Source organism: Prosthecobacter sp., from assembly GCF_046154365.1.
In the GTDB taxonomy this organism is placed as follows: domain Bacteria; phylum Verrucomicrobiota; class Verrucomicrobiia; order Verrucomicrobiales; family Verrucomicrobiaceae; genus Prosthecobacter.
In genome coordinates, this window is the sequence record NZ_JBJXFV010000065.1 from 1 (window position 1) to 12752 (window position 12752).

Genomic DNA, 12752 nt, shown 5'->3' on the forward strand with positions numbered 1-12752 from the left:
CTATCTTTCAGCGGCTTGATGTTCAGCTCCATTCTCACTCTAAGGCATAGAATAACCATAGGGTACAGTGGTATTTTTGAGAATCTACAGCCCTCTAATCTACATCATTCCGGCGACGCACCCGTCACATCAGCGGCCGCCTCATCCGGGAACAAAACGTCGTTCCTTTGCAGTGACCAGAAGCGACCTGTTTGAAGCTGGCGCAGGATTGCCGCGATCTCCGCCACCCACGTCGGGGCATCTGCCAGAGGCTCCAGCCAGATGTCCACGTCCTTCGTTTTGCGTTCAAGACCGTGAGCAATGACCGCGAGGCCGCCGAGCAGCATCACACGATGCCGCCGTGCTAGCTCCCGGACGAAAAGGTTCGCGGATAGTTGTTCTTCCATTGCTCGATCTCCTCGGTGATCTGATCGGAAATCCACATGCACTCCGCCACGGTGCGCGGCGGGTGCGGCAGCCAGGACACTGCATTGTCAGGTGTTCTGGGCGCGTTCAGGATTTCAGGCCGTTCCGCGCGATGACCTTCCAGCATCTTTTTCCGCATCAGGTCGCGGGAATAGCGCAGTTGGAGTGCTTCGATGCTGGGCCGGATTGTTTTCACAACGGCAGAAGCATAACCTCGTCGTCTGCATCGGCCAAGAGCGAATATTCATTCGGCACACCGCCGCGACCTGCGCTAAACCTGTTTCATGTCACAGCCCCCGCCCACCCGCACCGGACTCGCCCGCGCCATGTCGAAGCTCGGCTTCTGCTCGCGCAGCCGTGCCACAGAACTGATCCGCATGGGCAAGGTGAAGGTGAACCTCACCGTGCGGAAGAATCCCGAGTTCCCCGTGGTGCTCAAAAAGGATGTCATCATCATGGATGACATCAGCATCAATCAAGCCCCGCGCATGTACGTCATGCTCAACAAGCCGCGCGGCCTTGTCACCAGCGCTTCGGACGAACTTGGGCGCGAGACGGTGTTTTCGTGCTTTGAAAACTCCAAACTGCCGCATCTCTCGCCCGTGGGCCGACTCGACAAGGCCAGCGAGGGCATGCTGCTGTTCACCAACGACAACGTCTGGGCCGACACGATCACCAATCCCGACACGCACCTCGATAAAACCTACCACGTCCAGATCAGCGGCGAAGTGGATGCGCAGCGCCTCGCTCAGCTCAAAAAAGGTGTGGAAGACGAAGGTGAGCACCTCGCCGCCAAGGACGTGAAAATCCTCCGCACCGGCGAAAAGAACACCTGGCTCGAATTTACCCTCGACGAAGGCCGCAACCGCCACATCCGCCGCCTGCTCGAAGCCTTCGGCATCGAAGTCCTGCGCCTCGTGCGCGTGAAGATCGGCATGCTCGTGCTCGGCAACCTCGTGAAAGGCCAGTGGCGTGAATTGACGAAGTATGAAGTCTTGAAATCACGTGAACCGCAGGTGGTGAGGCCGGGGTAACCGAGCGCTCCGCGCTCCGCATGAAAGCCTAACGGGCTTTCGTCATGCAGCCCAGGGTTGGAACAATCCTGGGGCACAAGCATCCCTGAGGAAGTGGCGTCGCTTCGATGCGCGAACAAACTCGCTGCGCGAAAAGGTGGATCTGCTGGCGCGGCGTATCTTCGGCAAAAGCAGTGAGCCGATGGATGGCGGCTGCTCATGCTGCAGCAGGGAGATGACGGCGCAAAAAATGCTCCCGCCGCCGTAACTATTCAGTACCTGATGCGAGGCACTGAGGGTTTCCAAGCACGGCGTTCCGTTACATCACGCGAAGATTGTTGCGCCGCTGCAAATCACTCCGCCTGCCTGGAGGCGGAGAATTTATCCAGATTCCAAATGCGCATGGAACGATCGCCGGAGAGGCAGGCAAGACGGCGGCCATTGGGGCTGAAGACGAGTTGTCTGGGCGGGCCGACCGGGCCGCTGAGTTCTTCGAGGAGTTTGCCGTCCGCCAAGTTCCAGAGCTTGATGGTGAGATCTTCGGAGGCAGTGGCGAGAATCGGCCGCGTGGGATGAAAGGCGAGCGCCATAATGGGAGCGTCATGGGCGCGCAACTCCTGTTTGACCGCCAATGTCTGTGGATCACGCAGGCGTACCATGCGGTCGGCGCCGCCTTCGGCGAGCAGGGTGCCATCGGCCGAGGTGGCGATGGCGTTGATGACGCTGCCGTTGATGACGGAGTGTACCCTCACGCCCGAACCGGCATCATACAGCACCAGCCGGTCTTCCGAGCCTGGCAGGCTGCGCGACGCCTTGGCGGCGAGGAGCGCGATGATGCGCGGTGAGGATCCGACCCACTCCGCCTCGCGGATGGAAAATGTCTTGTCCCACGCGACGGTGGTGCTGTGGCCGGTCTGGGTATCGACCACATAAAAAGCGCTGGCAGCGCGGATGAGCAGGCGGTCCCCCGGGGGATTGAAGTGCATGAAGGTAAGCCCGCCGGGTGCAGTCAGGAGTCGCACCTCCACGACGTGATCTAGGTCACGACGCAGCAGTTGAATGTTGGAGACAGATTTATTGACGGCTGCCACGGCTGCCATGACGCCATTCGCGCTGGCGGTGACGATGCGCGCTGCTTTGTCGGATGCCTGCCAGACCGGCGGGCTCGCCGCGCTCTCAAGTTGTAGATCGATGAGATCGATGCCGGAGGTTGCGCCGTGGGTGAAGATCAGGTCGTCGCTGCTCCAGAAGCAGGTGTTGGCAAATTCACGTGCCGTCAGGTGGAAATCTTCACTTATGCCTTTGAGCCGCCAGGCTTTGGCAGTGAGGCCCGTGGCAAGAATTTCTCCGGAGAGCGGATGCACGCACAGATCCCTGCCGGTGCTGCTGGCATTGAGCAGCGGCTGGAGAAAGACACCGGTGGGCGCATCCCAGACCTGGATGGACTGGCGGCCGCCTGAAAGATTGGAGAGAGTGACGAAACGCTTCCCGTCCAGCGCATAGGCCAGGGAGGACACCGCGCGGTCATTGGCGCGGAACTCGTAGCGGAGGTTGCCGGTTTTGAGTTCCAGACAGCGCACAAAGCCGCGCTGATCGCCAGTCAAGGCGTAACGGCCGTCAGGACTGATCGTGAGCGCGGTGAGGCGCATGCGCGGAATGCTCAACTCGCGCAGCACATCGCCGCTGAAGGCGTTGATGATCTGGAGCCTCTGGCCGTTTGTCGCTTTGTTGCAGACTATTTGACGCCCGGTGCGGTCAAAGGCGGCGTGCATTAATGACTCCGTCCCTGCGGCAGTCCAGAGTATCTCCCCATTAAGCGCCAGGCGCATGTGGGCTGGCCCGTTGCGCGATATTTCCAAAAGACGCCGACCATCGGGGCTGTAAATCAGCGCGTCCGTGTCAGAGCTGGCCCAGCGGGTGATGACACTGCCGTCCTGCAGGTTATGAATGACGGTGCCACCGCCGCTGAGCTTCGCGACCGCGAGCCGTTCTCCATCTGGCGAAACAGACAGGCAAAAGTCAGGCGCAGAGCGATCTTCAAAATCGAGCTGGAAGTGCAGCAGAGTCGATTCAGTGCCGAGTTTGGTGATCGACACCCAATGGTCTGAGGAGACGGTAATAAACACGCCCGCCCGGGTGGGGTGCGGCAGCACCCGCTCTACCGCAGCACCACCGGGCACCTGGATGCTGGCCATCGAGGTGTCTGATTTTCCCATCAGATAGCGCCAGTTCGAGTCACGCAGCTCCATTGGGACCGCCTGAAGCGCGGCCTGCATCGCACTGCCGTCCTGATCGCGATACGCGGCGTCTGCCAGGGCGATTTGTGCCTTGGCCAGAGATCTTCTGGCGGCTTCCTTTTCCTCATGCGCGCTGAGCTCACTCAGTTCGGCCAAACTACGCAGCCGGTTGTGTTCGCGCTCGGCCTGCGTGATGCGCCAAGTCTGCATGCCACTGACACTAATGCCGATAAGAAGCGCTACGGCCACCAGGGTGCCCATGATGTAAACCAGCCGGTTGCGGTTCACCAGTTTTCGTAGTCGGTAACGATTGTTGTGCGGGCGGGCGACCAAGGGCTCGCACATCAGATACCGCTCCACGTCCATGGCTAGGCCATTCGCTGTTTCATAGCGCAGGTTGCGATCTTTCTGCATGGCCTTCATCACGATCCAGTCCAGGTCCTCACGCAAAGCAGCGGTCAGCAAGGCCAGTGTGCTCTGTTGACGTGCCGCCACCTTGGCGGCGGCGTCTTTTGGCACCAAAGCGAGCGCAGCCGAAGGCTTTGGGGGAATCTCCTCGCAAATCACCCGGCGGATTTCTTGTTCGCCAGCAGCCAGCAGTTTTTTCTTATCAAAGGGGGTGCGCCCGGTGAGCAGTTCATACAGGAGAACACCCAGGGCATACACATCGCAGCGGGTGTCGATGTCGATGTTCCCCGCCGCCTGCTCCGGGCTCATGTAAACCGGTGTGCCGATCATCTGCTCGCATGGCGGGTGGGTCTTCACGCCGTTCGGCATCGGGCGGGTGGCCCTAGCAATGCCAAAATCAATCACCTTAGGCAGCGGTTGTCCGTCGCTCCTGCTGACGAGAATATTGCTGGGCTTGATGTCACGATGGCTGACGCCCTTTTGATGCGCATGCTGCAAGGCTTTGCAGACGTCAATGAAGAGGCGCAGGCGCTCTGTAGTACGCAGTTGATGTTCATCGCAGAATCGCGTGATGGGAATCCCGCCCACCAGCTCCATCACAAAGTAGGGCAGCCCCTCGTCGGTCGCCCCCGCATCATAAACCTTCGCGATGCAAGGGTGGTCCATCAATGCCAGCAGTTGCCGCTCGGCTTCGAACTGCGCGATGATTTCGCGTGTATCCATGCCCAGTTTGACGACTTTCAGCGCCACCCGGCGTGGAATCGGTCCTTTTTGCTCGGCGTGCCACACGCAGCCGAAACCTCCGGAGCCGATCACTTTCAGCAGCCGGTAACGGTCGATATGGGCATGTTGTTGATGGTCTTCCTGCTGCGCCAGATGCAAGGTTTCCTCATCCTCATCTGCCTCGTTATGTCCTGGTTCGTGTGCCGCACTGCCATTCCGAGCCGCAAGTCGTTCCTCGATACGACGCCTCAAGGCATCGTCATCACCACATTCCCGCTTCAGGTAGGAATTACGCTGAGCCATCGGTCGCTTTAAAACGGCCTGAAAAAGAGCTTCCTCAGCAGGGTGTGAAGCACTCATGGTTAGCGAACATTCTGACGAGTTCGCCCAATGAGGCAATCGCTCACTTCAAAAGTTATTAGAAATGGAATGGCTGCGTTTATCAGCTTCCGACTGCTGAATCCCGGCGATAAAATCAGTCCAACAGCTTCTCCCCACCAGTGTATTTCTTCACTGCATCGGGGTCGAGTTCGAGGCCGAGGCCGGGCGTCGTCGGAATTGCCAGCATGCCATCCGCATCAAGCTTCCAGCCACCGACGGTGATTTCGTCGATGAAGGGCGAGCCGGTGAGATACTCGACGAGATCCGTACCGGGGAATGCCGATGCGAGATGCAGATCAGCCGCGAGACCGACCGCCGTGTTCCAGCCATGCGGGATGAACTGCACACCGTGCTCCTGCGCCATCCAGGCGATGCGGCGCTCCTCGCTGATGCCGCCGACTTTGGTCACATCGGGCTGGATGATGTCGAAGGCGCGCGCTTCCAGGAAGGGCTGGAATGCCTGACGACGTGTGAGCACCTCGCCGCCGGAGATCGGCACGGGCGAGTGCTCGCGAAGTTTGGGGAAGTCTTCGAGCGAGTCGGGCGTGAGCGCTTCTTCAAACCAATGCACATCGTAGTCGGCGAGCATCTTTGCGGTGTTCAGCGCCCACTTGTACCCGTTCGTCCAATGTGCGTCGCTGCCACCGGCATCGACCATGAGCTTGTTATCCGGTCCCACGGCTTCGCGTGCTGCTTTGACGATGGCTTCATCCGTCGCCGCATTGCGCCGACCAAACGGCCCCCAGCCGATCTTGAAGGCGCGGAAGCCCTGCGCTTTCACTTTGAGCAGGTGGTCGCGCAGTTTTTCAGGCTCATCCATCAGCAGCGAGGCATAAGGCTGCACACGTTCGCGATACCGACCGCCAAGCAAGCGTCCGACGGGCTGCCCAGTCGCCTTGCCAAGCAAATCCCACAGCGCGATGTCGATGCCGCTGATCGTATGCGTGATCGAGCCGCCGCGCCCGAGCCAGAACATGTTCTGCTGCAGCTTCTCACTCACGCGTTCGGGTTCGAGTGCGTTCTCGCCGCGATACAGTGGCTCCAACACGGCCAGCGAAGCGCGCACCAGCGCATCGTTGGTGAACACACTGCCGAGTCCAACAGCGCCTTCATCGGTGTGGACGGCGATGAGCGTGTGGACGCAGTCATCAGGCCGGAGTTCGTTGCTCCAGCCGCCTTCAGGTGTGGCTCCGCGCAAACCTGCGCAGCGGATTTCTCGGATTTTCATGGGCGCAAAAAAAGTTTGGGATTGGGAGTGAAGGTGACATCCGCATCGAGCGGGAAAATCGGTCGTGAGCAACGGGTGTGTCCGAGATACGGCAAATTGGCGCTGGAGGAGCCGGGCGCATCCACATTCACCATCCGCACGCACCACGCTGCGTACATGTGGTGCTGACAGTGTGGCGACTTGATCACCACGGCGTCGAATCGCTCTGGGTTCTGACCGTGCGCGTAAAAGAACGAGCGGTCGTAGAGATTCACAGCGCGGCTGCTGACGACGAGCGTGAAGTTTTCAGTCTCCAGCACCGCCGTCGGACCAGCGAGCCACTCTTCGCCGAAGGATTCGCTGCGGAATCGACCGTCGGCGAGCAAACGCACCTTGGCGGTGATTTGCAGCGGTTTGAAACGCTGCGGATCCAGTGTGCCGCCGATCGTCGTCGTGAGCGTAGCCCCGATGCCCGCCGCGAAGGCCATCTTCACGACCGGTTCATCGACGATGGGCAACAGCGTGCGCAAGGCGCAGCCGGATTCCATGAGCGCACGCAGGATGGCGTTGCTATCGCCCGAAGCTCCGGAGCTGGTCGCATCTGCGGCATCGACAAGCGCGAGCGTGCCGCTGGTGAGTGCATTGGCGATGCGCGCCATCTCCTCCAGGCTCACCAGCGGCACCTGCATCTTCTCGTGATGCTCCCAGAACAAGTTCGCGATGCGAAGCGCCTCGCGCTCGGCCAGCACCGGGTCGTTATCGGTCACCACAAAGGCACAGGAGGCGAGTTCCGGCACATCGGTAAACGGATTGCCCCACATCATCGCCGCAGACAATCCGCCAGCACTTTGCTCGATCTCCTTCGCCGCATTCACCGCATGGTGTATCGAGCCACTGGCCGTGATCAGCTCGTCACCGCGCACGAGCGCTGGCACAGTGACTTTGGCAGTCACCGGCTTCACCTCGCCTGCAACGATCCGCAGTAGCAACCGCGCTGCGCGCTGGCCCGTCTCAAAGAAATCAACATGCGGGTAGGTGTGATACGCCACGATGGCATCGCTGTGCTGTAGCATGCGATCCGTCAAAATACCGTGCAGATCGAGCGACACGACGATGGGAATGCGCTCGCCGAGAATCTTCCGCGTCTCCGCCAGCAGCCAGCCTTCGGGATCAAGCTCCACCTCGCTCGCCATCGCCCCGTGCATGCAGAAATACACGCCATCCACCGGCGGTGCCGTGCGGATGGAATCGAGAAACTCCGCCGCGATGCGCTCCCAGTCCGCCTTTGCCAATGTGCCGCCCGAGGTGATGAAGAACGCGCTGTAAGTCGGCACCAGTTCGGCGTCAGGAGTCGAATCGAAAACGCTGAGCGCTCCGCCGATCTCATTCCGCACGGAGCGGTGATAACTCAGCAACTCCCCACCACGCCGAATACCGAAGTCCGTGTAGCCGCTAAGGTGCGGATTGAAGGTGGAGACCTCCTGTTTGCATTCGGCGATGAGGATGCGCGGCATGATTGAGAAAGTAGTGCTGGCCTTTAGCTCGCATCAGTTACGCATGACGTTAATGACAGCTTCCAGGAGAACGATGTTTTCACGGGCTAAAGCCCATGACTACATAAATTGGTTCTTCATGGAAGCACGGGCGGGTCGTTCATTACCTGCGCCTCGATGTCCATGCCCACACGGTGACTCCACGCGCCGATCATCTTCTTGAACAACGGCCCCGGTTTGCCATCGCCGATGGGGATGTTGTTGTTCTTCGTGCAGGGAGCGAGGCAGTAGGGCGTGGTGGTCAGCCAGGCTTCGTCGGCGTTGATCACGTCGTAGGGCTGGAAGTCCTTTTCGATGAACTCCATGCCGATCTGTGGCGCGAGTTCCTTCACGGTTTGCAGGCTGATGCCCCAGAGGATGTTGCGCGTTGTCGGTGAGATGATCGTGCGGCCTTTGATGATGACGAAATTCGAGCCGGAGCACTCAGTGACATTGCCATCAAGGTCGAGCAGCAGCGTGATCGCGCGCGGGTCCACGGCTTGCGCTTGTTTCTCCGCGAGGAACCAGTGCAGGCGGCTGCGGTTCTTCATCTTGGGCTCAATGCACTGCGGCGGAATGTGGCGAATGGACGGCGTGACGACATGCGCGCCATCGACAAACAAATGCCGCCACATGCTGAAGCGCAGCGGGAACGAGTGGATGCAAATGGTCGGCGTCATCGGACCTGAATCTCCAGCGCTGCCAGCGTAGAGCGCGTTCTCGCCAGGTGTGACGAAATGCACGATGCCGATGTCTTCTTCGGGTCGCAACAGCTTGCAGTTGGCTTCGGCCAGTTCGCTGGTTCTCGCCAGCATCTCATCCTGCGACAATGGCACCGCGATGTCGGAATACTTCAGCGACCGATACAGCCGCGCCACGTGATCCGCTGCTCGATACGGCTGATGACGAAACGTGCGCGTCATCTCGGTGAGCGTTGCACCGAGCACGATGCCGAGGTCGTAGATGTTCAGCTTCGCCTGTGAGGCGGAAACGAAGCCGGTGTTCAGATAGACGATGGGTTCGCTCATTGGGCGTGCGGGCTTTGTTTGATGCGGTCGAAGATGTTTGACGTGATGCGTTGCGCTCGCGCATCGACTCCTTTCGGTTCGGTATAAACCTTGGGTCGCACATAGCCTGGAGGCTCGGACAAAGCGTCGGCCCACCAACAGGTGGCGGCGTTGAAGACGAGGTTCTTCTTCGGGCCGGGATACATCGTCGCAGTGTAAACGCCTTCGCCCTTGGGCCCTTTGGTGCCGTTGCGGGTCTTGCCGGTGGACATGACTTCGAGTCCTGGAATGTCTGCAGGCATGCCCATCCACTCCCAACCGACCAAGCCGGGAATGTCATCGCCTTGTTTCATGCCGATGAGCGGCGGGGACAAAGCCAGCGCACTGGACTGGGCGATGAAGTTTCTGCGGTTCATGCGGCGATCAATTGGCAGAGGTGGTCTCATCCTGTGCTGGCTACTTCTACGCGGGCCGCGCCGTTGCATTGCAAGGCAGCGACCAGGTGCCGTGGTTTTATGTGAGCAGCCACTGCCACGCCGTTTGCACTTCGATCTTTGCGGGCGGGGATGTCTTTGGGAAACCCGTCTGGTGCAGTGTGAGCAGCGTTCGTTTGGCACGGGGAAAGCTCGTCGTCGCATCGGCCAGGGCTCGGAACTCACGCTCCGCCGTCGCAGGATCGCTTGCATCTGCGCATACTTGGATCAGCTCCTGCCGTCCATCTGCGTGCCGCGCCAGGAAGTCGATCTCGTAACCGGCAGGCGTGCGCACCCACGTCACTGCCGCCCGGCGGCGCTCAAGCTCCAGGAGCACCAGCGTTTCCAGCATATGGCCGGTGTTCGCGCGGCCCGAACGATCATAGAGCGCCATGAGCGCAGGATCGATGGGATAGGCCTTGCGCGGGTTCACCATGCGCTGCCGCTCCGACGCGGATTCCATCCACACGGTACGCACGAGGAAGGCCTCCTCGAGATGGGCGAGCAGATCATGCAGCGTGTTCTTCGCCACCGGCATGCCCTGCGTCGTGAGGAAGTTGTGAATCTTCTGCACGCTGAACGGGCTGCCCGCATTAGCGAGCAGATGCCGCACGAGGAACCGCAGCGCGCTCACGTTGGCCACTTGATGCCGCTCCACCACGTCGCGCAGCAGCGCCACATCGACATAGCTCTGCAGAAGCCGCGCGCGCGCATCCGGCGGCAGCCCGATGGTCTCTGGAAACCCGCCGCCGACAAGATAATCGGTCAGCGCCTTCTCCATGCGCGAGCGCTTGGCTGGCGTCAGCACGGCCACGTCATCGGGCACCGGCAGTCCCTGGTGCGTGAGCACCTCGCGAAAGCTGAACGGATGAATGACAACCTCCAGCGCGCGGCCCCGCATCGAGGTCGCCACTTCCTGGCTCAGCATCCGTGCCGACGAACCGCTCACAAAAACCTCCACCTTCTCCGTGTCGAGAATGCGTCTGACGAACGACTCCCAGCCCTTCACCAACTGCACCTCGTCGAGACACCACAGCACCTTCTGCTTCGACCGGGTGGCGGGATGTGTGCGGTAGTATTCGTCGAGCACAAAGGTCAGCGCCTCCGCCTCCAGGGAGGGCAAGCGCTCGTCCTCGAAGTTCAGGTAGATCAACTGCTCGCGCCGCGCACCCTGCGCCAGCCGCTCCTGCATCTGTTGATAAAGAAAGCAGGTCTTGCCCGCGCGCCTCATGCCGATCACCGCCTGGGCCTTGCCGGGCAGCAAGGTCATCACCACCTGTCGTGGCGTCAGCACCGGCAGTTCCTGGCTCATGCCGAGGGCGAGCTTTTCCTGGAGAACCGCTTTCTGACTGGCTGTCATTTGTCTTTTAAAATGGGATAACTTTGGCCGCATCTATCTCTCATAGAAAGATAAATGGCAAATGCTCCCTCGACATCACTACAGGAAGCGCGGCGACGATGCTTCGTCTTCGGGCCAATCGCCGGGTTCTTCAGCTTCCAGTCGCGCGTGCCAAGCCGCGCATTCCCCTTCTGGATCACCTCGGATGCTCCCGATGCATTCGCCTCCTTTCTAATCTGTGCAGCCTCGTCTGCTTGAAACAAAATACAGCGAAGCGCGAGGTTGGACTTCACCTTGTCCGCCGGCGGCGGGTAGCTGATGTGCCTGGTGAACTTTGCCACCTCGCCATCAAGTTGCCTCGGCAGCGGCGCGGTGTCATTGCGATTGAAGAAGCCATCGGCCCAGGAATAGCCACCGCGTCGCTCGACGCCGAAGAACACCACGCTCCTGAGTTTGTTTTAACCACAGATTATTTCTACTCTAAAAATCTGTGGGTTTTCTGAATCTGCGGCAATCAGGTTCCTGAGAGCTGCAAGTTTTGGTGCGTAAGCCCTGCATTGTTTCGAGTGAATCTGAAACATGGCTGCCGGGGACGCGTTGTCGCGCCTCATCATGCGTTCCCTCACTCTCGTCCTGCTCTTGGCCCTTGGCTCTACGCTCTACTTGCCCTCCGTAGCCTTGGCGAAGGATGGTGCGGCCAAACCCAACGTGCTCGCCATCATCGCCGATGATCTTGGCTACAATGATGTCGGGTTTCAAGGCTCGAAGGAGATTCCAACGCCGCATCTCGACAAACTGGCCACGCAGAGCCTGCGCTGCACGAATGGCTATGTCTCCCATCCGTTTTGCAGCCCGACTCGGGCGGGCATCATGACCGGGCGCTATCAGCATCGCTTCGGGCATGAGAACAACCCGGCCTGGCTGCCGGAGAGCACCACAGCGGGGCTGTCGCTGAACGAGACGACGTTTCCATCGCTCATGCAGCAGGCGGGTTACACGACCGGCGCAGTCGGCAAGTGGCATCTCGGCGCGCATCCGCAGTTTCATCCGCTGAAGCGTGGCTTTGATGAGTACTTCGGTGCGCTGGGCGGCGGGCATGTGTATTTCCCCGGTGTAGGCGGCGGCGCGGAGTACAACATCCCGCTGAACCGCAACGGGAAGGACGAACCGCAGACGAAATACCTCACCGATCAGTTTGGCGACGAGGCGGCAGCGTTTGTGGGCCGTCATGCAGACAAAGCGAAGCCGTGGATGCTCTATCTGGCCTTCAACGCGCCACACACACCGCTGCAAGCGCCGAAGGAGTGGCTGGAACAGCTCAAGCACATCGAAAACGACAGCCGCCGCACTTACGCGGCGATGGTCTGCGCGCTGGATGCTGCCATCGGCGGTGTGCTGGTGAAGCTGGACGAAACGAAGCAGCGCGAGAACACCCTGATCTACTTCGTCAGCGACAACGGCGGCCCGAATCTGGCGGCGAAGAGCGGCACCAACTTCACCGACAATTCGCCGCTGCGTGGTGCGAAGGGCATGGTCTATGAAGGCGGCATGCGCGTGCCGTTTCTGGTGAGCTGGCCCGCGAAGATCAAGCCTGGAACGTATGATCAACCTGTCATCGCGTTGGATTTCCTGCCCACCGCGCTCGCGGCGGCTGGTGCTGCCGAATTGACGCCGAAGAATCTCGATGGCGCGAATCTGCTGCCGTTTTTGACCGGCGAGAAGACGGGAGCGCCGCATGAGCTGCTGTTCTGGCGCTCCGGCGGACCGGGCGGGAACAATGCGGTGCGTAATGGCAATATGAAGCTCGTGCGCAACGGTTCAGCCGCACCTGAATTGTATGATCTGGCCGCTGATGTCGGCGAAACGAAGAACCTCGCAGCAGAAAAGCCCGAAGTGGTGAAGGAATTCGTCACAGCCATAGCCGAATGGGAAAAGGGCACCATCGCACCGACATTTCAGAGTCCGAAGGCCGGGAAGCCGACAGTGAAGAAGCACAAGTAGCTCGGTATTCCGATACCGAGATTTGG

12 protein-coding genes are annotated in these 12752 nt (G+C 60.1%); 3 read left to right on the forward strand and 9 right to left on the reverse strand.

From position 1 onward, the window contains the following. Positions 1-104: 104 nt before the first annotated feature. A complete protein-coding gene (locus tag ACKVY0_RS07655) occupies positions 105-386 on the reverse strand; it encodes a hypothetical protein (RefSeq protein WP_409214210.1) in 282 nt (93 codons plus the stop codon). After that, complete coding sequence (locus ACKVY0_RS07660; protein WP_409214211.1) at positions 344-601, reverse strand: hypothetical protein; 258 nt, start codon at positions 599-601, stop codon at positions 344-346. The genes ACKVY0_RS07655 and ACKVY0_RS07660 overlap by 43 nt, the downstream gene beginning before the upstream one ends. Before the next feature lie 88 nt (positions 602-689). Between ACKVY0_RS07660 and ACKVY0_RS07665 the strand changes: the two genes are divergently transcribed. Then, on the forward strand, positions 690-1439 hold the full coding sequence (locus ACKVY0_RS07665; RefSeq protein WP_409214212.1) for a pseudouridine synthase: 750 nt from the start codon (positions 690-692) through the stop codon (positions 1437-1439). Positions 1440-1771: 332 nt separating this feature from the next. Here ACKVY0_RS07665 and ACKVY0_RS07670 read toward each other — a convergent pair whose 3' ends face one another. Beyond that, positions 1772-4852: a protein kinase domain-containing protein gene (locus ACKVY0_RS07670; protein WP_409214282.1), complete on the reverse strand. Its 3081-nt coding sequence runs from the start codon at positions 4850-4852 to the stop codon at positions 1772-1774. Between ACKVY0_RS07670 and ACKVY0_RS07675 the strand changes: the two genes are divergently transcribed. After that, positions 4742-5101, forward strand: a complete 360-nt coding sequence (locus tag ACKVY0_RS07675) for a hypothetical protein (RefSeq protein ID WP_409214283.1) — start codon at positions 4742-4744, stop codon at positions 5099-5101. The two genes, ACKVY0_RS07670 and ACKVY0_RS07675, sit on opposite strands and share 111 nt — an antisense overlap. 160 nt (positions 5102-5261) lie before the next feature. Here ACKVY0_RS07675 and ACKVY0_RS07680 read toward each other — a convergent pair whose 3' ends face one another. The 6 genes from ACKVY0_RS07680 to ACKVY0_RS07705 form a co-directional block, all read right to left on the reverse strand. Further along, entirely contained in the window at positions 5262-6395 is a 1134-nt protein-coding gene (locus tag ACKVY0_RS07680; protein ID WP_409214213.1) for a mandelate racemase/muconate lactonizing enzyme family protein, read from the reverse strand. Continuing rightward, a complete protein-coding gene (locus ACKVY0_RS07685) occupies positions 6392-7888 on the reverse strand; it encodes a M81 family metallopeptidase (RefSeq protein ID WP_409214214.1) in 1497 nt (498 codons plus the stop codon). The genes ACKVY0_RS07680 and ACKVY0_RS07685 overlap by 4 nt, the downstream gene beginning before the upstream one ends. A 116-nt stretch (positions 7889-8004) precedes the next feature. Beyond that, positions 8005-8934: an aminotransferase class IV gene (locus ACKVY0_RS07690; RefSeq protein ID WP_409214215.1), complete on the reverse strand. Its 930-nt coding sequence runs from the start codon at positions 8932-8934 to the stop codon at positions 8005-8007. Then, positions 8931-9329, reverse strand: coding sequence for a hypothetical protein (locus tag ACKVY0_RS07695; RefSeq protein ID WP_409214216.1), 399 nt, complete (start codon positions 9327-9329; stop codon positions 8931-8933). The genes ACKVY0_RS07690 and ACKVY0_RS07695 overlap by 4 nt, the downstream gene beginning before the upstream one ends. A 97-nt stretch (positions 9330-9426) precedes the next feature. Then, complete coding sequence (locus ACKVY0_RS07700) at positions 9427-10746, reverse strand: ATP-binding protein (RefSeq protein WP_409214217.1); 1320 nt, start codon at positions 10744-10746, stop codon at positions 9427-9429. Then, on the reverse strand, positions 10743-11168 hold the full coding sequence (locus ACKVY0_RS07705) for a hypothetical protein (protein WP_409214218.1): 426 nt from the start codon (positions 11166-11168) through the stop codon (positions 10743-10745). Before ACKVY0_RS07705 ends, ACKVY0_RS07700 begins: the two co-directional genes overlap by 4 nt. 169 nt (positions 11169-11337) lie before the next feature. On the opposite strand from ACKVY0_RS07705, the gene ACKVY0_RS07710 reads away from it, so the two are divergent. Next, positions 11338-12726 carry a sulfatase-like hydrolase/transferase gene (locus ACKVY0_RS07710; RefSeq protein WP_409214219.1) on the forward strand — a complete coding sequence of 463 codons (1389 nt, stop codon included), beginning with the start codon at positions 11338-11340 and terminating at the stop codon, positions 12724-12726. The last annotated feature ends 26 nt before the right edge of the window (positions 12727-12752 follow it).

Bases quoted from the DNA above. Each gene is read 5' to 3' on its own strand.
- ACKVY0_RS07710 (WP_409214219.1), top strand. From the start codon at position 11,338: ATGCGTTCCCTCACTCTCGTCCTGCTCTTGGCCCTTGGCTCTACGCTC.
- ACKVY0_RS07695 (WP_409214216.1), bottom strand. From the start codon at position 9,329: ATGAACCGCAGAAACTTCATCGCCCAGTCCAGTGCGCTGGCTTTGTCC.
- ACKVY0_RS07655 (WP_409214210.1), bottom strand. From the start codon at position 386: ATGGAAGAACAACTATCCGCGAACCTTTTCGTCCGGGAGCTAGCACGG.
- ACKVY0_RS07685 (WP_409214214.1), bottom strand. From the start codon at position 7,888: ATGCCGCGCATCCTCATCGCCGAATGCAAACAGGAGGTCTCCACCTTC.
- ACKVY0_RS07690 (WP_409214215.1), bottom strand. From the start codon at position 8,934: ATGAGCGAACCCATCGTCTATCTGAACACCGGCTTCGTTTCCGCCTCA.
- ACKVY0_RS07700 (WP_409214217.1), bottom strand. From the start codon at position 10,746: ATGACAGCCAGTCAGAAAGCGGTTCTCCAGGAAAAGCTCGCCCTCGGC.
- ACKVY0_RS07665 (WP_409214212.1), top strand. From the start codon at position 690: ATGTCACAGCCCCCGCCCACCCGCACCGGACTCGCCCGCGCCATGTCG.
- ACKVY0_RS07680 (WP_409214213.1), bottom strand. From the start codon at position 6,395: ATGAAAATCCGAGAAATCCGCTGCGCAGGTTTGCGCGGAGCCACACCT.